The organism is Anaeromassilibacillus senegalensis (assembly GCF_001261775.1).
Lineage (GTDB): Bacteria > Bacillota > Clostridia > Oscillospirales > Acutalibacteraceae > Anaeromassilibacillus > Anaeromassilibacillus senegalensis.
Genome location: NZ_LN868538.1, coordinates 927,869 through 945,776, shown reverse-complemented (window position 1 = coordinate 945,776; position 17,908 = coordinate 927,869). Strand labels below are relative to the sequence as shown.

The following is a 17,908-nucleotide window of genomic DNA, read 5'->3' as shown; positions in this document are numbered from 1 at the left end:
CGAATTTTTCATCCGCCAGAAACTGGCAGCAAAAACCGGAAGCAAGTCCTATTATAAGATAAAATGTCCCTTTATACAACAGGGGAAGAAAGGGATTCAGGATTCCACAAGGGAGCGGGTGCGTTCGGATTCCTCCGTGAGGATCTCCAGCATGATGCGTGCGCCGGTGCGGAACCCGTCGAGATATGTTTCCTCGATGGTGATGGTTTGCATCTGGCTTTCCGCCTGCTGGTAGCGTTTCATATAGTCCTTTAGCGGTTCTTCCAGATGCGTCAGCAGATGATCCTCGCATTCAAAGAGCGTTTTTACGGCTTTGTTATAGGCAGAGGTTGCATAAAAAGGTCTTTCGTTGGGGCAGAGGTTGCCGTAGTAGAGGTCTGATAAAATTTTTTTCATTTCTCATCCATCGCTTTCTTATGTTATAGTATCACGCTTGTTAGTTATAAAATATCATTTTTTACTTATATTGTCAAGGCGTATGTATAATTTAAAAGTTATTTTATAGCGCTTTTACGTTTGAAATTTATATTTTTAAACGTTATACTTATGAAAAATGAAATTTAAAGGAAATAAATTGATATGATGACAGAAAAGATTAAGGTTCTTTTAGTAAAGAAAAATATGACGTCGGTGCAATTGGCAAAGCTGTTGGGAACATCATCATCTAACCTGTATGGGAAGTATAAGCGCGATAATTTTTCTGAAAATGAATTGAAGAAAATTGCAGAAGTGTTGGGCTGCAAATATGAAGGCTTCTTCTTTTTGGATAACAATGAGAAAATCTAAAATAGAATTATAAATACACTAAGAAATAAGCTTGCAAAAAATGAGGGGACTGTAGCGTATGGCAATGGCAGAAAAGATAAAAATACTATTAGTAAAAAAACAAATGACGGCAGTACAGTTAGCGAAAAAATTGGGTACGTCCCCTTCAAATCTATATAATAAATTTAAACGTGACAATTTCTCTGAAAAGGAACTTGTGGAAATTGCAGAAGCGATGGGCTGTAAATATGAAGGCTTTTTCTTTTTGGATGATGATGAAAAAGTCTGAGTTGGTGAAAACACAATTGATTATTGCTTATAATAAAGAAGGGCGGCGTCCGCGGACGCCGCCCTCTTTATTTGGCTGAAATCAGCCGTTTCTATCGATTTCATCTAAGATTAGGGTTTCGGAAAAACGCACCGCCGTAATCATTTTTTGGAAGCGCCTGTAATGCGGCGTCCCCTCCGTGAACTTGCGTTGTGCCTTTTCGCACTTGCTGATGATGGAGGAAAGGGGCGGCAATGCTTTTAATAGATCTTCCTTTGTATAAGAGTCCGAAACGGATTCATTTAATAACAGGGATTTCGCGATGGTCAGCGCTTTGATCCGGTTGCGGAGCAGGGAGTGCTGCGGGGTTCCCTCCGTAAATTTGGGCTGGATATTCTCGCACCGGCGGAGGGTTGAAACGAGAACCTGTAAAGCGTTGTTCCGTTCTTCTTTTGTATCGTCGCGCATTTTCGCGGCTCCTTTTCCTTTTATATGTGTATCGGGCAAGCGGGCCGGTTCACTTATTCTTTATCTTGTAATGTATCAATCGCCAGGCAGGTCAAACCGATTCCCAGCATCGTTATGCCTGATTTTGCTTCCAATCCATCCAAAACGGACAGGACAACCACAGCAATTCCCATTGCCAGAGCGACCCCTTTGAATAGCAGTCGAATAATCTCTTTGACGTTCTTTTTGGGAGAGCGGTTCTCCGTTTTACTTTGCATCAGTTCATTGACAGAGACATTGAGAACATCCGCCAGATGGGGAAACGCGTTTACATCCGGGCAGGACAGATCCCGTTCCCACTTTGAAACAGCCTTATCGGTGACGCCCATTTTATTTGCAAGGTCAAGCTGTGTCATACCCTGATTTTTTCGTAATTCGGCAATCATCATGCCGAGTGTTTTTCTCTCCATTAGCAGCACCCCCAGTATATTTGCTTTCATAATATCATCATCATGCTGTCGCATGCAACCGATTGCTGGTTGAATCGTGTAATCCGTTGGTTTAGTTATGGTTTAGCCGCAACCGGGTGGAAGTTTCGGGGGTAAAAATCAGATTTTACGGTTTAAAAAGAGGAATACAGGGCAATAGCTGGAAAGGGCGGCATCTACGGACGCCGCCCCTATTCATTAAGATGTAAGTGATATTTTAAAACAAATCGCTATGCGTACCAGTACGGGTTAATAATAAGGTTACCATTTCACGCTCAATCTTATAGATCAACAGTCAGTCCGGTGTGATGTGACATTCTCTATGCCCTTCGTAGTTACCGGATAGATTGTGATCCTTATATTTGGGGGGCAAGGGCTGTTCACTGCAAAGAAGTTCCAAAACCGCTTGCAGCAATTGGGGAAGATAGCCGCGCTTGATAACAGCTTTATAGTCCTTTTTAAATTTGGCTGAATAGCGGATGTCAAGCATTTAAATCCTCCATCAGCTCCTTCACGCTGTGGAACGGTTTGCTGAGGTTGCGACCGTTATTTACATCGTCAATTGCGGCCAAAGTTTCCGCGTTGGGAACGTCAAGCGCTACATCGAAAGGAATTCTTTGCTGCCGCACCATGGTTTTTGCAAAAATATTGAACGCCGTTGACATGTTTAAACCGAGTTCGTTGCAAAGGTGGTCGAACTGCCGCTTCAGATTTTCATCCATGCGGATATTGATATTTGTCTGTGCCATACATAGCGCCCCCTTTTCAATCTGTTATATACAGAATAGCATGATTTATTAATAGTGTAAACACAATGTCAATAAATTTATTTGCAAAATGCATTTTGCAATAGCTCTGACAACATGAAAGGTCTATATACAACAATATCACTCGTTCCCACTCGCTCTTCTCAGGAACAAGAATTTCGTTCTCTGCGGAGAACGACAAAGGGCCCTGCCCTTTGAACCCGCCACCTTTTAGAAAGGTGGAGAAACACATTTTGAATCGTTATCTGTCAGGTGAAAACGATTATCGCCGTAGGCGCGGCCTGACCGGAGGTCTTCGCCTATTTGTCAGCAAAACATAAAACAGCCTTCACACAGCGGTCACAATGCACTGCGATAATAAAGACACACCAAAGAGAACAGAATAAACCACATGACGATAAAACTTTTTTGGAAAGGATTTGAGGTCTTATGTATAATCCGAACGAAATGAACCATACTCCCAATGAAGGCTTCGACAACAGCCTGGAACACGATACAGCGGAACCGATGAACGCTTCCACGCAGGAATCCACCACAAACAGCGCGCCTGTGGAAAACAGCGAATACCATTGGAGCGCGGCGGAATCCCATTCCGAACCGGCGGCGGAAGCCGCGGCTCCGGAAGAACCCCAAACGGAACCCGTTATGAATGCCTGGCAGGCGGACAACGCGGGCCAGTACACGCAGAACCAGCCGGAGCAGGGCAATTACTCCTGCTATGGGTCGAACGGCCCGGCAAACGGCCAGCAGTACCCCTACGGCGCGTACTCCAATCTGCACGGCGGTTCCCAGCAGTATACCTACGGCGGTTCCTACCAACCGCAGCAGCAGCCGAACAACTACAGCGGACGTCAGAACCAGGTGATGTGGCAGGGCGATTACTACCACAGCTACCAGAGTCCGCAGCCGGCTTACGCGGCGCAGCCCAAGCCCAAAAAGGAAAAGAAACCCATGGGCAAGGGCAAGAAGACCGCGCTGAAAGTCATCGCGGGTGTGATGGCCTGCCTGATGATCTCCGTCGGTTCCATCGGCGGGTTTGTGGCACTGATCAACAACGGGTATATCTCTGTGAACAACTCCGGCAGCTCGACGGATCCGGCCTTCACCATTAACAAGCTGGTGGATAACAACCAGCCCACCGCAACCATTAACGGCCAGCTGACGTTACAGCAGATCGCGGAAAAGGTGATTCCCTCCGTCGTCTGCATTCAGAATTATCAGAAGTCCACCAACAGCTACGAATACTTCTTCGGCGGACGCCAGCAGGAAGAAGCGGGCGATGAGGTTTCCCCGGTCGGTGAAGGCTCCGGCGTGATCGCCACCAGCGACGGCTACATTATCACCAACGCGCACGTGGTGGACGGCGCAACCTCTTTGAAAGTGATTACCTCCGACGGCAAGAGCTATGAGGCAAAACTCATCGGCAGCGATACCATTACAGACCTCGCCGTCATTAAAATAGAAGCCACCGGCCTGACCGCCGCCGAATTCGGCTCCTCCAGTGACCTGAAGGTCGCGGACACGGTCATGGCAATCGGCAACCCGGGCGGCCTGGAGCTGAGCTCCAGCGTTACAGTCGGATATATTTCCGCGCTGAACCGCCAGATCACCAACAGTGAAAACGGCTACACCATGGACTGCATCCAGACGGACGCTGCGATCAACCCCGGCAACTCCGGCGGCGCGCTGGTCAACATGTATGGCCAGGTGGTCGGCATCAACTCCAGCAAGATTGTTGCAACCGGCTATGAGGGACTCGGCTTTGCCATCCCGATCGATGACGCACAGCCTGTGATCAGCAACCTCAAGGATTACGGTTACGTCAAGGACCGCGCGGTGCTCGGCATCTCCGGCCAGTATCTGGACAGCATGTCCGCTCGTTTTTACGGCCTGACCCCCGGCATGTATGTCGCGTCCATCAACAACCAGTCGGTTGCCGACGCGGGTATTACGCAGGGCTGCATCATCACCAAGATCGACGACAAAGCGATCACCAGCAGCTCCACGATTACCTCGTACGTCAGCAAGAAGAAACCGGGTGAAAAAGTGACGCTCACGGTGGTCAACGACCTGACGGGTAAAACCTTTACGGCGGATGTCGCGCTGGTACAGGCCAGCGGCCAGTAACGCCGAATCAAAATGCTTGCAAGACTCTTTTTCATAAATTCTTCCTTATCCAAAACCGGAAGGGCGGGGCCGCAATGGCTCCGCCCTTTCCGGTTTATACAGGGAGAACGGGGGACGCCCTGCAGGCGTCCCCCGTTCCACACTTTCATGAGAATTCCTTATTTTCTCTTGTACTTTGACATATCGATGGCAACCGCGACGGCGATGATCACGCCTTTGATGATCTGCTGCCACATCGGGCTGATGCCGATGAACTGCAGGCCGTACTGGATGACGGTGAAGATCAGCACGCCGCTGACGATGCCGCCGACCGTACCAATGCCGCCGTTCAGGGAAACGCCGCCGACCACGCAGGACGCGATGGCGTCCGTCTCATAGCCGTTGCCATAGTTGTTGGTTGCGCCCGCGGTTCTGGCAGCCTCTAAAACGCCGCCCACGCCGTACATAAAGGACGCGAGAATAAAGATGAACAGGATGGTTTTGAACACATTGACGCCGGACACGACCGCCGCTTCGCGGTTGCCGCCGATGGCGTAGACGTTCTTGCCAAACACGGTTTTATTCAAAACGAACCAGATCGCGACGGTAAACAGCACAGCGATCGGGATCAGGATGGAAATGCCGTTGAAAGAGCCAATCTGGAAGAGCCGGGTCTGGCCCAGCGCGGTGAAGTCGGCGCGGACGCCGCCAATCGGCTGGGAGTTGTTCGGAGGCAGGTCGAAGTACAGGGAGCACGCGCCATAGATCATGACCTGTACCGCCAGCGTCGCAATAAAGGGGTGCATGTCGTATTTGGCCACCAAAAAGCCGTTCAGCGCGCCGAAGAGCATACAAGCCGCGATTGCCGCAATAATCGGGATAAACACCGGAATCTGGGGCAGGTCGGGATAGAAGCGGTTGGCGTATGTAGCCGTTTGCAGCATGGAGGTGGAGATGACCGCCGCCAGGCCGACCATGCGACCGGCGGACAGGTCCGTGCCGGCGATCAGCAGGGCAAAGCAGATGCCCAGGGCGATGATCAGGCGGGTGGAGGACTGCGTCAGGATGTCCAGCAGCACCTGAATCTGCATAAAGCGCGGCTCAAGGAAGCAGATCACAACGATCAGTACCATGAGTGCCAACATGATCGCGTTGTTGGTCAGGAACCGCTTGGCGGTTTTTCCGGAAAAGGCGATGGTGGGGGTGAGGCGGGTGCCCTTGGTGAGCTGGAAAACGCCGTACAGCACGGCGGCCAGTCCAATGCCCAGGATGAACCAGGGCAGGTCAAAGGTTTTGGTTGCGTCTAAAATGAAATGCAGGAGAATGCCGAGCACGGCGAGTACCGCTCCGGTACCGACAAATGCCAGCGCGAACGATCTGCGCTGGACGGTTTTTCCTTCTTGCATGCGAATGATCCTTTCTTTCTTCAAATTTAAAAGTTATTTCATAAACGCGGTTGCCAGGCGCATGACCTGGACAGAGTCGGCCTCTTCGCGGCTGAGGATGCCGGTGACGCGGCCTTCGCACATGACCATAACGCGGTCTGCCATGCCCAGCAGCTCCGGCATCTCAGAGGAGATCATGATGATCGATTTGCCCTCTTTAATCAGGTCGTGCATGATGGTGTAGATTTCGTACTTCGCACCGACGTCGATGCCGCGCGTCGGTTCGTCCAGAATCAGGATATCCGGATGCGTCAGCAGCCAGCGGGCGATCAACACCTTCTGCTGGTTACCGCCGGACAGGTTCTGCATCAGCTCTTCCATGCTCGGCGTCTTTGTGCGCATGCTCTCGTTGGACTCCTTTGCCGCCTTGTAGCGCTTGCCTTCCTGCAGCACGCCGTTTCTTGCAAAGTCCTTCTGCGCCGCAATGACCGTGTTGTCCTCAATCGACAGAATGCCGAACACGCCGCTCGCACGCCGCTCTTCCGTCAGCAGGGCCAGTCCATGCGCCTTTGCGTCGCGAACCGACTTGATGTGGAACGGCTTGCCGTCCTTCTCCACCTTGCCGGATACAATCTCACGCAGACCAAACAAAGCCTCGACCATCTCGGTACGCTGTGCGCCTACCAGACCGCCGATGCCCAGAATTTCTCCCTTGTGCAGGTCAAACGACACATGCTGGAACGACTTCGGCAGCGGCGAACAGATATCGTCCACCTTCAAAACCACTTCCGTGCCCGGCGTGTATGTCTTCGGCGGGAACCGGTTCGTCATGTCTCGTCCAACCATGCGGTTGATGATCAGGTCCGTTGTCAGTTCCTTCGCCGGCCATGTGCCTACATACTGGCCGTCTCTCATGATCGTGACTTCGTCCGAAATCTTCAGAATCTCTTCCATCTTGTGGGAGATGTAGATGATTGCGCAGCCTTTCGATTGCAGCTGCCGTATAATTTTAAACAGGTGCTCCGTCTCGTTGTCCGTCAGGGACGACGTCGGCTCATCCATGATGATTATCTTCGAGTTATAGCTGACGGCCTTCGCAATCTCCACCAACTGCAGGTTGGACGCAGACAGCGTTCCCGCCAATACCTCCGGATCGATGTCCAGGTCTACTTCTTTAAACAGTTCCTTTGTCTGCTTGATCATCGCCTTTTTGTTCACCGCGATGCCGCGCATCGGGAACCGTCCCAGCCAGATGTTTTCCATGACCGGGCGGAATCGGATCGGGTGCAATTCCTGGTGTATCATCGAAATTCCCAGATCCAAAGCTTCCTTGGATGTGTTTATGGTGCGCTTCTTTCCATCAAAGATGATTTCTCCGCCATCTTCGTGGTATATGCCGAACAAACATTTCATCAAGGTCGATTTTCCCGCGCCGTTCTCTCCCATCAGAGCATGCACGCTGCCGGGCCGCACTTTCAAAGTGACTCCATCCAGTGCTTTTACACCGGGGAATACTTTCGTTATGTTGTTCATTTCCAGCACATATTCGCCCATACAGCCGCACCTCCCTTTTTGCTTTTTCGCTTCATTTTACCAGACTCCTCACAAAAGTAATAGTGGCACGTACAACTATATGAGTAATAAAATAGGCTTTATTCCACGGAATAAAGCTGGAAAATAGTTGCAACACCAATAAATATAGTATAAAAGGCTTTTCGCGAAGTGTCAAGAATTTCTTTGCAATATCCGCGTATTTTGTGTAGAATTTGGGCAAAGATTTCTGGGCGATTTGCAAAAATTCGTTGACAGGAAGTTTGATCGGAGATAAAATAAATGTGGCATATGAAACAAATGGAGGCGGGGAAGTTTGAAATCAATGGCGAGGGATTACGGCAAATTTATTATGATTTTTTCAGTCATTTACTGGCAGTCGCAGGGCTATTGCGGCAAGCGCCTCAAGGAACTGGGGATTACCTGCGGGCAGTTTATGTACATCCTCTGCATCTGCGAAAACCCGGGCTGTTCGCAGGAGCAGGTCGCGGAGAGCACGTATATTGACAAGAGCACCGTGGCCAAGGCGATACAGCAGCTCCTGAAGGCCGGGTATATCACGCGCAGGGTCAGCCCGGAGGACCGGCGGGTCAACCAGCTCTATCCCACGGAGAAGGCGATGGAGGTGTATCCAAAAATCGTACAGACGCTGAAGGATTACAACACGGAGTACCTGCGCGGCCTGACGGACATTGAACAGGACATCTTTATGCGCCTGCTGGAAAAGATGTTTACCGCGCTGGACCTGTGAGACAGGATGTATGATCAGCCAAAGAAGCGAGCAGGGCACATCCGGCCGGATGTGCCCTGCTCGCTTCTTTGATTGTTTGGATTACCCCTGCGCCAGATAAAGGCGGATCTTTTGCAGCAGGCTGTCCATGGTATCCGCCAGGGAGCGTGTTCCCTGAAAATACGCGCCGGTGTCCGCCTGCAAAATTGCTAAAATGGTGCTGTCGTTCTGCCGCGGCGGCGTGAGGGACCGGAACAGCGCCTGCATCTCCTCCTGGTACTCTTTTGGGGGAAAGTTGATGTTTAACGTGAAGTATTGTTCTTTGCCGGTTTCGTCCCGCACGCTGCTTCCATAGAAGGAGAAGCGGTCGGTTCCATGCTCATTCTGCACGCGGACCGACGCAGAAAAGGCCTCCGCGTTGACCGGCATACCGTCGTCAAAGTTATAACGCTGGACCGGCTCGGAAAGAGCGCAGGCCAGAAACGCTTTGGCGGTTTCCACATGGGCGCTGCCCGCGTTGACCCCTAAAATGGTTTGAGGAAGGAAGAGGTTGGCATAAAAGAGGGGCGCCGCTTTGCCTGTTCCCATATTTTTCATGGCCTGCCAGGGGGCGTAAATATGATCGAAACTGGAAACCGTTCCGATATTGACCGCTACGAAGTTTTTCATCCAGCTCATGCAGTCAAAGGCGTAGTTTGGGTGATAGTCCCAGCCGTCGTTGTTGGGCGGCAGCAGATCATAAATGCGTTTGATATCGCGGAGGAATGCGTTTAGTCCGTCTGCGTCGACGGAACCGTCTTCCTTGGTAAAGGAGGACGCGCAAACCGGATAAAACAGCTCTAAAATCTGCTGGTAATCCTTGATATGGAGCGGCATGTAATAGGAAGACCGGTTTTGCTCCAGCCAACCGGCGAGGCCGCCCAGGCTGTCCGCGGCGTCGATGGTTTCATCAAAGCCCTGCATCATCGGCACCTGGAAGCGCGCGGGGATCGCTGGCAGCGTGCCGTCCGCCTCACGGTAGGTTTCCGCCACGTTGGAAAGAAGCCGGCCGGAAGAAAATTCCTCATTGATCAACGGGGCCAAATCGAGAAGAACGCCCTTGTCCCGGTAGGAATCAATGGGCAGACCGTCCAGCATCAGAATGTCCGGCCCTTTGCCTGCCAGCAGTTCCGCCGCAAGCACGCGGAGCGCGTCGCTGCGCGTGACGGATTCTCCGGACAGTCCCACCTGGAAGGAGAGATAAACAGAGGGGTTCTGACGCTGAAAGGTGCCCATTGCCTGCCGAATAGTGGCATTGTCCTCCAGCGCATAGACCTTCAGCTCTGTTTCCGGGAGAGTGGGTACGTCCGCCCGGTACAGATAGGAGAGGAGCTTGAATTCCGAATCGGCAAAACAGACGGCCAGGAACCGCTCCCCGTCTATGACCAGGGCAACCCGTGTCAGCGAAGGCGTGTTCAGAGAGGTCAGCGTGCCGTCGATCAGCTGTTCCTGTAGGGGACTTCCGTCGTTCCAGCGGAACAGCCCCCGCCGGTCCGCATAATAGAGCGCGCCGTCCGCGCCTTTTGTCATGATGCGCGACGCATCTCCCGGAATGGTATCGGCGGTTGCAGCGCTGGGCTGGCCGTTTGTCTGCGCGGCACAGGGGAGCGTTTCCACTTCCATGCCGCTGTCCAAATTGTAAAGGTGGATGCTGTCGCCATAAGACGCCGCGGCTGTATTGCCATAGGCGAGGACAGTGACGGTCTCTGTTGCGTTGGAGAGCAGCGTATGCTTGACCGCACCGGTTTTGCTGTCCACTTGCAGCAGGCTGAAAAAGTGGTTCATCAAAAGGTCGCCGTTTTCCGCCACCTGCATGTCGTGGATCCCCGATCCATCCGGTGATTCCGGCGGCTGCCAGGGCAAGCGCGACTGATTGTCCTGCGGGTCGATATAAGAGAGAAAAGGCGGCAGTTCCGGCTGGGCCTGGTCGGAACAATACAAATACATGCCTCCGTTGTGATCCCATGCGGCTGCATCCACCACGATGCTGGATTCTTCCGCGTTGAAGGCGTCGATCCACGGCGCGGCCTGTTTTTCCCAACTGGCGCCGCCATCGGTGGATTGCAGCAGGGTCAGTTCGATCTGTTGGTTTTCCAGCTCCATATAGCAGAGCGCGTCGATTCCCGCATCGGCAGTCCGTATGTTTAATAAGGAAAAAATCTTGCCGGGAAAGGCGTATTCCGTTTCCACATAGCGCCCCATGGCGGTTTTTCCGGTGTCAGGGGCCCCGGTGGAGCAGCCGGCGGTCAAAAGCAGAACGGCAGCCAGCAGAGCTGCCGCAAAGGATTTCCATCGTTTCATGATTCAGCCTCCCTAAGCTTGATAGAAGCATCATACAGGAGAAATCTCTCAGGAAATCTCTAATTTTCAGATAATTTAGAGACAGCGATGCTATAATGGAAAAACAGAAATGAGGAGCGTCCGATTGAAGACGCGGAAAGGCGCTGCGATGAGGATTTTGATGGTGGAAGACGATAAAAAACTGTGCGAGGCGGTCTGTTACCGGCTGGAACAGGAAGGATATACGGTGGACGTCTGCAACGATGGCGATGATGGGCTGCGCTGGATTCGTCAACAGGCCCATGACCTGATCCTGTTGGACCGGATGCTTCCGACGCTCAGCGGGACAACCGTGCTGGAACGGATGCGGTCCGACGGGATCACCACGCCGGTGTTGGTGGTAACGGCGCTGGATACCGTTCACGACCGTGTTTCCGGATTGGATGCCGGTGCGGACGATTATCTGACAAAGCCCTTTGCCATGGAGGAGCTGCTGGCACGCATCCGGGCGATGAGCCGCCGGCCGCATCAGTGGGAAAATCTGGCGCGGATCCGCTGGGGCGACGTCACGCTCGACCTGAACGAACGGTTCCTGACCGGGGCGGGCGGCGTCTGCACGCTGTCCCGGCGGGAAGCCGGCCTGCTGGAATCCTTTCTGCGCAATGCGGGGCAAACCCTGCCGCGCGCCGTGCTGTTGGCGCGCGTGTGGGGGCCGGATGCCGCCGTGGAAGAGGGCAATCTGGATAACTATGTGTATTTTCTCCGGCGCAGGCTGCAGTCGGTGGGAAGCCGGATGCAAATAAAAAATGTGCGCGGCGTGGGATACCTTTTGGAGGGTCCGCATGTTTAAACGGCTGCGGGTGCGCCTTGCCCTGCTGTGTATCATTGGCACGGGTGTGATTCTTCTGGGAATGGCGGGCGCATCCCTGCTCTATGCGCAGAAGCAGCTGAATGAGCGCGGTGAGGCGGCATTCACGGGAAGCGTCAATGCGATCCTGTACCATATCCAGGGGCAAAGCATTTTGGACCATACCTGGCTTTCGCAGACGGAAGCGTCCGCCAACCTGCTTCTCTATATAGAAGCGCAGGGGCAGCCGCTGCTGTATGGTCAGCGGGAAGACGGCAAACACCGGAAGGAACTGATGCGCCGCGCGCGGGAAACCGCGTTGGGAGAACACGGTTTTACACTGCGTTTGCCGCCGGAGTCCCGCCTGCAGGCCGACCAGGTGCGTTTTACCTTCAAAGATGAACAGGGGCAGCAATATTATGCCGCCGCCGCTAACGTTTCTCAAAAAGAGGGCTGGGTGGGCGTCCTTGTGGTCAAATCGATGCGCGCGGAACAGGAGGAGCTTGCCATGCAGCGGTGGGCCTTTATCGGCCTGGCCGTACTGTCCGCAGTGCTGCTTTCTTTATTTGCGTGGATTTTTACAGGCCGCGCGATCCGTCCGGTGGAAGAGAGCCGCCGCCGGCAAACCGCGTTTGTTTCGGCTGCGTCCCACGAGCTGCGTTCCCCGCTGGCAGTTATTCAGGCCAGCCTGTCCGCCATGCAGGCCGCGCCGCCGGACCGGGCAAAGCGGTTCGCAGAATCGGCGGCGTCGGAGTGTACGCGCATGGCCCGGCTGGTGGGAGACCTGCTCGTTCTGGCCGGGGCGGACAGTGATTCCTGGAGCATGCAGTATGAGGAGACAGAGCTGGAAACGCTGCTGCTGGACGTCTATGAATCCTTTGAACCGGTCGCTGCGGAACATGGGCTGCGTTTCCATGTATCTCTGCCGGAAACGCCGCTGCCACGTTGTCTTTGTGACCCGGGGCGGATCACCCAGGTATTGTCCATCCTGCTGGATAACGGCTTTTCCTACACGCCCAGGGGAGGAACCGTTTGCCTGTCGGCGCAGGCCTGCCGCGGGGGCATACAGCTGGAGGTGGAGGACAGCGGACCCGGCATTCCGGATGCGGAAAAGACGCGTATTTTTGAGCGGTTCCACCGTTTGGATGCTTCGCGCAGCGGCCGGGAACACTTTGGCCTGGGGTTGTGTATTGCCATGGAGATCGTCCTGCGTCACCGTGGAAAAATATGGGCCGATGATGCATCGATTGGCGGCGCGCGGCTGGTGGTTTTCCTGCCGCTGGAATAAAAACGGCAAAGGGCGCGTTGCAGAATACAAGCTGCAACGCGCCCTTCTTTTGGATAAATATCGTAAAAGAAAAGAGGAGAAAGGTTAAAAAGGCTGGTCGTTGAGAAGCAGAAAAGGTTTTGCTGTTACGTCCGGTACATAATGGGCTTCAAAACGGTGCATCAGGTATTGCCTGAGCTGCTCCCGGCTGGCAAATTTCGCCGCTTGGTAGGGATTCGTGGGGGAGAGCTTTTCCACAAAGAGCAGGCCCTCGCCGTCTTCGATCAGGACGCCTGCGTGGCCGACAAACGCCATGCTGTCCAGATCGTCGCTGACAATGACGCTGACCAGCTTGGCTGCCCCGTCGGAAAAGGAAATACCGCGTTCCTTCCATTCGGACAAAACCGCTTTTTCAACTTCTTTTTCGTCGGTGGTGAGCTGGATGGGAACGGGATTGAACAGCGTGTAGAACGCGACGGTTTCCTCCGGTGTGTACTGAGTGACAGGATTGTTCTCCAGTGCATCGATGTCAAACATGAGGAAATTGTCTGCGGGAAGCGTTTTTTCCGCTTGGATCCATCCCTTTAGCAGTCCGAAGGCCGTCAGGCGGCAATTGGTATCGCTGTAGACGCGTTCCTCCTGCCACTTTTCCAGGCAGTCCTGGTCAGGTGCTTCCAGCCCGTCAATGACCGTAAAGCCGTCCAGCGGATCGGTATCGGCAAAGGCGTTGTAATCCTCAACCCACTGGAAAAAACGGTCGATGGATTCAGCGCTGAGCTTCTGGTTTTCCAGCCGTTTTCGGACTTCATCGCGGGAGGATGCGTCCGTCAGGGTGGCGTATGTGAGTTGGTTGTCTCTGGGAGCGCCGCCGGTATCCCGCGCCGGCTGGCAGCCCGGCAGCAGGGCGGCGATGGTCAGGATACAGAGCAGTCCGGTTAAAAATCGTTTCAATGGAATTTCCCCTTTGTATTGGTTTCTGTGTATTAGATACGCAGGGATGAAAATAGTTTAAAGAATGCAAAGGCTTTTTACAACAAAAAGGGGCCGTTGCAAAATACAAACTGCAACGGCCTCGGAAGCATAAAAGATTTGTAAAGAACCGTATCACTCGTTCCCACTCGCTCTTCTCAGGAAAAAGAGTTTCGTTCTCTGTGGAGAACGACCAAAGGCGCCGCCTTTGGAAACCGCCGCTTTTCAGAAAAGCGGAAAAACACATTTTGTTCTACACCACAATCGAGTTTTGCAACGCACCCTTTGTAAAGTGCAATGCTGCGACGAAGAAGTGCGGACAGACGGTATGTTTCCCGGCTGGTTATGGAGCATTCCAACAGCGCCGGTCAAACAGCAGTCAATCTGCATTGATCCGCGTGCCGCGCACGCGCGGGCGGGAAACCTCCGCGACGCGCTGGTCCAGCCGCTGCTGGCCGAGGGTGTCGAGAAACAGCTTGTTCAGGCTGCTCTGCGATTCCCGGCCGCCCACCAGGGAGAACAGCACCTCAATGGCGGCCTCCACGCTGGGCAGCTCGTCGAACCGGATCAAAATCCGATCCGGACTGACCTGTATAATTTTCATAATCCGTACGCTCGGCGTTTCAATAAAGCAGATAAACACTTTGAGCACCGGGCGGTCGTCTTCATCGGCGGTGACGCGCGCGGTGCAGCCCACGGCGTAGATTTCGCCGTTCAGGCTGACGCAGCCCCTGCGCGGCGTGCCGTCCATCCCGGCAACGATCGGATTGGTATCCGTCCCGTCGGTGAGGGTGATCCGGCATTCCCCGGGGAAGAATTCCAGGCCGATCTGTGTCAGGCTGCTGCCAAAATTGTTGGTAGTGCCCTGCAAAATCAGCGGCATCAGTGCGGCGCTGTTGGGCTCCAGCGCAAATTGCCCGTGATTCAGCGGGAGAACCGCTTCCGGGACAGCGGGCGGGGGCGATTCCTTTTCCGGAACAAACCGGCGCAGCAGCCGCGCCATCAGCGGCGGCGTGCGCTTTGGTTTCGGCGCGGTCTCGCGGATGGCGTACAGCTGGCCCAGCGCTTCCCGCAGGGCGCGCAAGGCCTTGATATCGTTCGGCAGGGGCGCTTCGGAGAGGTCCGAAGCGTCGTCGCCAAAGTATTTTTCAATGATGGGGCAGGTTTCATCCGCAAACAGGCTGGGACTGCCGCTGGTGATCGCAATGACCATGTCGCGCTCCGGCAGGACCACCACATACTGGCCCAGCATTCCGTTGAACTGGAATGCGCTTTTGGCGCCGAAGCTCCAGATCTGATAGCCATAGCCGGTGGAATAGTCGCCCTCGTGCGTCGGCGTGTCCATTTTGGTGGAAGCCTCGATCCAGCTTTCTGAGACAAGCTGCTTTTCCACGCCGTCCACCACCCAGCGCCCCTTTTGCAGGTAGAGCTGGCCCAGTTTCGCCATGTCCACGATGCGCAGCCACAGCCCCCAGCCGCCCTTTTCGATGCCCAGCGGGCACACGTCCCAGTGTACGTCTTGAATCCCCAATGGCTCAAACAGGCGCGGCGTCAGGTATTCCACCAGCCCCATGCCGGTTTTCCGGTTAAGGATGGCGCTCAGCAGGTAGGTGTTCATGCTGTTGTAGCTGAATTCTGTGCCCGGTTCAAAGGCACAGTCGGACTGTAAAATGCCGCGCACCCAGTCCTTTTCCACCACGGAATTGACCTCGTTGCATTTCAGGCCGGAGGTCATGTTCAACAGGTGCAGGATGGTGATGTTGTTGATCTTCGGGCTGCGGAACAGCGCGTTTTTGTCCTGAAAAAAGCTGACGGCCTTGTCCTCCAGGGACAGGAGGCCTTCTTCCACCGCGCAGCCCACCGCAAAGCTGACCACGCTCTTGGAAAGGGAAAACATCATATGCGGATAGCTGCCGGAATACGGCTTCCAGCTTCCCTCCGCGATGATCCTGCCGTGGCGCAGTACCATTGCGCTGTGTACATGGATGAACGCGCAGTTGTCCAGCTCTTCAAAAAAGCGCTGGACCTGCTTGCTGGGGATGCCCTCCCGCTCCGGCGTGGAGCGGGGCAGGCCGCCGGAATCCGCGTTGGGTATGTTCTTCTGTTTTTGCGGGGTGAAGGGGTATGGATTGATATGCTGCATGTCGCCCCGGAAGAGCTTCATCAGCAGGTCCACCATCTTCATTTGGGAAATTAAGTCCATCATAACTGCGCCTCCGCGAAGGAGCGGTCGACCAGCGCTTCATAGTCGATCCTGGCTTTGGGCTTGGGCGGCTCCAGGCCGAATTTTTCCGCAAGGCGGCGTTCCGCGCCCGGCAGCTGAATATTCAGCTCGTCCGGCAGGTCCGGCAGCAGCAGAATCGCCTGTGTGCGGCTTTCCAGCAGGTAGCCGTCGGCGTCAAAGCCGGGCAGCGGTTTCACGCGTTCCGGTTCGCCGCGCGCATTCAGCGGCACGTGCAGCGCCTGGCAGACGGGCGGTATGCTCAACAGCCGGCCGTCTCCTACGGCGCCGATCAGGTAGACCAGCGGATAGTCCCTCAAAAAAGCGGCGAGCGCCCGGCAGAGGCCGTCCGCCCTGGCGCTGGCGTTGACCGAGGCGACGTCGATCCGCAGGCGCGCCGCGTGTTTTTTAACCGCCTGTTCGCATAAAGCGGTGCGGTGTGCCTGGTAGAATAAAAGTCCCGCGTTCATCAGTCATTCCCTCCCTCGCGGAAAAATCAAACCAAAGAGGTTTCAAAAGATCCAATTTATTCGATGGGCAGGCCGCAAAGGTAGCGGCGCACCATGTCCAGTGCATAGTTGGCGGCTCGATCGCGCACCCATTCGCGGCTTTTTACCTGGCCAACAGGCGGCATGCGGAGCACCCAGGTCTGCTTCCCGTCGCTCAGCGCCATGTGTACCAGCCCTACCGGCTTTTCCGGCGTGCCGCCGTTCGGCCCCGCCAGGCCGGTGATGCCCAGCCCCAGTTCGCTGCCGGATTTTTTCTGTACGCCCTCCGCCATCGCGCGCGCCACGGGCTCGCTGACCGCGCCATACGCGGGGAACAGGTCCTCCGGCACGCCGAGCAGCTGGCTTTTGATCTCGTTGGAATAGGTGACCGCGCCCATGGAGAAGACCTCCGACGCGCCGGAAATATCCGTCAGACGCTTTGCAACCAGGCCGCCGGTGCAGGATTCCGCCGTTGCCAGGTGCAGGCCCTTTTCCGCCAGCAGGCGGACGACCACCTCTTCGAGGCTTTCCACGTCGACGCCGTAGACGGAATCGCCCAGACGCGCGCAGACTTCCCGCACCAGCGGTTCGCAGAGCGCGGCGGCTTCCTCTTCGCTGGGAGCCTTGGCGGTCACGCGGACGAACATTTCGTTTTCCTTGGCGTAGGTGGCGACGGTCGGGTTGGAACCGGTGGTCAGATCGGCAATCTTTTCTTCCGCCGCGCCCTCGCCGATGCCGAACACCCGGATCATGCGGGAAACCAGCACCGCGTTGGACAGCTCGGCCAGGTAGGGCATGACGTGGTTTTGCAGCATGGGAACCAGCTCCGACGGCGGGCCGGGCAGCATAATCAGGATTTTGCCGTCCGCGTTTTTAACGCCGCAGCCGGGCGCGGTGCCGCAGTCGTTCTGGAAAACGGTGCAGCCCTGCGGCAGATAGGCCTGTTTATACTGGTTTTCGCCGCAGTAACGGTGTTTGAAATAGGTTTCGATCCGCTGCCGGCTTTCCTCGTGCAGGACGAGCGGGACCCCCGCCACCTCGGCGATGGTTTCTTTGGTCAGGTCGTCGCCCGTCGGCCCGAGACCGCCAGTGGTAATGACGATGTCGCTCCGGGAAAGCGCGTCCTGCAGCGCGGTGCGCAAACGCTCCGGGTTGTCTCCAACCGTGCAGGCGTACAGCAGGTCGATGCCCAGCGTGGACAGCTCCCGCGCCACAAAGGTGGTGTCGGTATTGACCGTGTGGCCGAGCAGCAGCTCCGTTCCAACAGAGATGATTTCCGCATGCATAGAA

Annotated in this window: 17 protein-coding genes and 1 pseudogene; 6 read left to right on the top strand and 12 right to left on the bottom strand. The window is 54.8% G+C overall.

The window, feature by feature from the left end:
• Positions 1-96 precede the first annotated feature (96 nt).
• A complete protein-coding gene (locus tag BN2106_RS14465) occupies positions 97-396 on the bottom strand; it encodes a DUF6809 family protein (RefSeq protein WP_050699259.1) in 300 nt (99 codons plus the stop codon).
• A gap of 183 nt (positions 397-579) precedes the next feature.
• Here BN2106_RS14465 and BN2106_RS14460 point away from each other — a divergent pair, with 183 nt between their 5' ends.
• Together BN2106_RS14460 and BN2106_RS14455 are read left to right on the top strand one after the other, a co-directional pair.
• The gene (locus BN2106_RS14460; protein ID WP_050699258.1) at positions 580-786 is read left to right on the top strand and encodes a helix-turn-helix transcriptional regulator; all 207 of its coding nucleotides are present in this window, start codon (positions 580-582) and stop codon (positions 784-786) included.
• Positions 787-844: 58 nt separating this feature from the next.
• Entirely contained in the window at positions 845-1,054 is a 210-nt protein-coding gene (locus BN2106_RS14455; RefSeq protein ID WP_050699257.1) for a helix-turn-helix transcriptional regulator, read from the top strand.
• 81 nt (positions 1,055-1,135) lie between these two features.
• Here BN2106_RS14455 and BN2106_RS14450 read toward each other — a convergent pair whose 3' ends face one another.
• From BN2106_RS14450 to BN2106_RS14435, 4 genes and pseudogenes are all read right to left on the bottom strand, one after another.
• Positions 1,136-1,501, bottom strand: a complete 366-nt coding sequence (locus BN2106_RS14450; RefSeq protein WP_050699256.1) for a hypothetical protein — start codon at positions 1,499-1,501, stop codon at positions 1,136-1,138.
• Positions 1,502-1,554: 53 nt separating this feature from the next.
• On the bottom strand, positions 1,555-1,980 hold the full coding sequence (locus BN2106_RS14445; RefSeq protein WP_330379848.1) for a helix-turn-helix domain-containing protein: 426 nt from the start codon (positions 1,978-1,980) through the stop codon (positions 1,555-1,557).
• Between the two features lie 205 nt (positions 1,981-2,185).
• Positions 2,186-2,458: pseudogene (locus BN2106_RS14440) on the bottom strand (type II toxin-antitoxin system RelE/ParE family toxin).
• Complete coding sequence (locus BN2106_RS14435) at positions 2,451-2,717, bottom strand: type II toxin-antitoxin system RelB/DinJ family antitoxin (protein ID WP_050699254.1); 267 nt, start codon at positions 2,715-2,717, stop codon at positions 2,451-2,453. The pseudogene BN2106_RS14440 and the gene BN2106_RS14435 overlap by 8 nt, the downstream one beginning before the upstream one ends.
• A 447-nt stretch (positions 2,718-3,164) precedes the next feature.
• On the opposite strand from BN2106_RS14435, the gene BN2106_RS14430 reads away from it, so the two are divergent.
• Complete coding sequence (locus tag BN2106_RS14430; RefSeq protein WP_242846341.1) at positions 3,165-4,862, top strand: S1C family serine protease; 1,698 nt, start codon at positions 3,165-3,167, stop codon at positions 4,860-4,862.
• A gap of 158 nt (positions 4,863-5,020) precedes the next feature.
• Here the strand turns inward: BN2106_RS14430 and mglC are convergent, their stop codons facing one another.
• Positions 5,021-6,247 carry a galactose/methyl galactoside ABC transporter permease MglC gene (gene mglC, locus BN2106_RS14425; protein ID WP_050699253.1) on the bottom strand — a complete coding sequence of 409 codons (1,227 nt, stop codon included), beginning with the start codon at positions 6,245-6,247 and terminating at the stop codon, positions 5,021-5,023.
• 33 nt (positions 6,248-6,280) lie between these two features.
• On the bottom strand, positions 6,281-7,780 hold the full coding sequence (locus tag BN2106_RS14420) for a sugar ABC transporter ATP-binding protein (RefSeq protein WP_050699252.1): 1,500 nt from the start codon (positions 7,778-7,780) through the stop codon (positions 6,281-6,283).
• A 322-nt stretch (positions 7,781-8,102) separates the two neighbouring features.
• On the opposite strand from BN2106_RS14420, the gene BN2106_RS14415 reads away from it, so the two are divergent.
• Positions 8,103-8,528 (top strand): MarR family winged helix-turn-helix transcriptional regulator, encoded by a 426-nt coding sequence (locus BN2106_RS14415; RefSeq protein ID WP_050699251.1) that lies wholly within the window; start codon positions 8,103-8,105, stop codon positions 8,526-8,528.
• Positions 8,529-8,609: 81 nt separating this feature from the next.
• On the opposite strand, the gene BN2106_RS14410 is transcribed toward BN2106_RS14415, so the two are convergent.
• Positions 8,610-10,847 carry a type 2 periplasmic-binding domain-containing protein gene (locus BN2106_RS14410; RefSeq protein WP_050699250.1) on the bottom strand — a complete coding sequence of 746 codons (2,238 nt, stop codon included), beginning with the start codon at positions 10,845-10,847 and terminating at the stop codon, positions 8,610-8,612.
• A 124-nt stretch (positions 10,848-10,971) separates the two neighbouring features.
• Between BN2106_RS14410 and BN2106_RS14405 the strand changes: the two genes are divergently transcribed.
• A complete protein-coding gene (locus BN2106_RS14405; protein ID WP_407921753.1) occupies positions 10,972-11,676 on the top strand; it encodes a response regulator transcription factor in 705 nt (234 codons plus the stop codon).
• Entirely contained in the window at positions 11,669-12,961 is a 1,293-nt protein-coding gene (locus tag BN2106_RS14400; protein WP_050699249.1) for a sensor histidine kinase, read from the top strand. The genes BN2106_RS14405 and BN2106_RS14400 overlap by 8 nt, the downstream gene beginning before the upstream one ends.
• 84 nt (positions 12,962-13,045) lie before the next feature.
• On the opposite strand, the gene BN2106_RS14395 is transcribed toward BN2106_RS14400, so the two are convergent.
• The 4 genes from BN2106_RS14395 to BN2106_RS14380 form a co-directional block, all read right to left on the bottom strand.
• Positions 13,046-13,891 carry a DUF4300 family protein gene (locus tag BN2106_RS14395; RefSeq protein ID WP_050699248.1) on the bottom strand — a complete coding sequence of 282 codons (846 nt, stop codon included), beginning with the start codon at positions 13,889-13,891 and terminating at the stop codon, positions 13,046-13,048.
• 397 nt (positions 13,892-14,288) lie between these two features.
• Complete coding sequence (locus BN2106_RS14390; RefSeq protein WP_050699247.1) at positions 14,289-16,115, bottom strand: serine hydrolase domain-containing protein; 1,827 nt, start codon at positions 16,113-16,115, stop codon at positions 14,289-14,291.
• Positions 16,112-16,600: a hypothetical protein gene (locus BN2106_RS14385; RefSeq protein ID WP_050699246.1), complete on the bottom strand. Its 489-nt coding sequence runs from the start codon at positions 16,598-16,600 to the stop codon at positions 16,112-16,114. The genes BN2106_RS14390 and BN2106_RS14385 overlap by 4 nt, the downstream gene beginning before the upstream one ends.
• A 56-nt stretch (positions 16,601-16,656) precedes the next feature.
• The gene (locus BN2106_RS14380) at positions 16,657-17,904 is read right to left on the bottom strand and encodes a competence/damage-inducible protein A (protein ID WP_050699245.1); all 1,248 of its coding nucleotides are present in this window, start codon (positions 17,902-17,904) and stop codon (positions 16,657-16,659) included.
• Positions 17,905-17,908 lie beyond the last annotated feature (4 nt).

Excerpts from the sequence above, each read along its gene's own strand:
- BN2106_RS14400 (WP_050699249.1), top strand. The coding sequence starts at position 11,669 with ATGTTTAAACGGCTGCGGGTGCGCCTTGCCCTGCTGTGTATCATTGGC.
- BN2106_RS14460 (WP_050699258.1), top strand. The coding sequence starts at position 580 with ATGATGACAGAAAAGATTAAGGTTCTTTTAGTAAAGAAAAATATGACG.
- BN2106_RS14450 (WP_050699256.1), bottom strand. The coding sequence starts at position 1,501 with ATGCGCGACGATACAAAAGAAGAACGGAACAACGCTTTACAGGTTCTC.
- BN2106_RS14385 (WP_050699246.1), bottom strand. The coding sequence starts at position 16,600 with ATGAACGCGGGACTTTTATTCTACCAGGCACACCGCACCGCTTTATGC.
- BN2106_RS14380 (WP_050699245.1), bottom strand. The coding sequence starts at position 17,904 with ATGCATGCGGAAATCATCTCTGTTGGAACGGAGCTGCTGCTCGGCCAC.
- BN2106_RS14465 (WP_050699259.1), bottom strand. The coding sequence starts at position 396 with ATGAAAAAAATTTTATCAGACCTCTACTACGGCAACCTCTGCCCCAAC.
- BN2106_RS14445 (WP_330379848.1), bottom strand. The coding sequence starts at position 1,980 with ATGAAAGCAAATATACTGGGGGTGCTGCTAATGGAGAGAAAAACACTC.
- BN2106_RS14415 (WP_050699251.1), top strand. The coding sequence starts at position 8,103 with ATGGCGAGGGATTACGGCAAATTTATTATGATTTTTTCAGTCATTTAC.
- BN2106_RS14455 (WP_050699257.1), top strand. The coding sequence starts at position 845 with ATGGCAATGGCAGAAAAGATAAAAATACTATTAGTAAAAAAACAAATG.
- mglC (WP_050699253.1), bottom strand. The coding sequence starts at position 6,247 with ATGCAAGAAGGAAAAACCGTCCAGCGCAGATCGTTCGCGCTGGCATTT.
- BN2106_RS14420 (WP_050699252.1), bottom strand. The coding sequence starts at position 7,780 with ATGGGCGAATATGTGCTGGAAATGAACAACATAACGAAAGTATTCCCC.
- BN2106_RS14390 (WP_050699247.1), bottom strand. The coding sequence starts at position 16,115 with ATGATGGACTTAATTTCCCAAATGAAGATGGTGGACCTGCTGATGAAG.
- BN2106_RS14410 (WP_050699250.1), bottom strand. The coding sequence starts at position 10,847 with ATGAAACGATGGAAATCCTTTGCGGCAGCTCTGCTGGCTGCCGTTCTG.
- BN2106_RS14435 (WP_050699254.1), bottom strand. The coding sequence starts at position 2,717 with ATGGCACAGACAAATATCAATATCCGCATGGATGAAAATCTGAAGCGG.
- BN2106_RS14430 (WP_242846341.1), top strand. The coding sequence starts at position 3,165 with ATGTATAATCCGAACGAAATGAACCATACTCCCAATGAAGGCTTCGAC.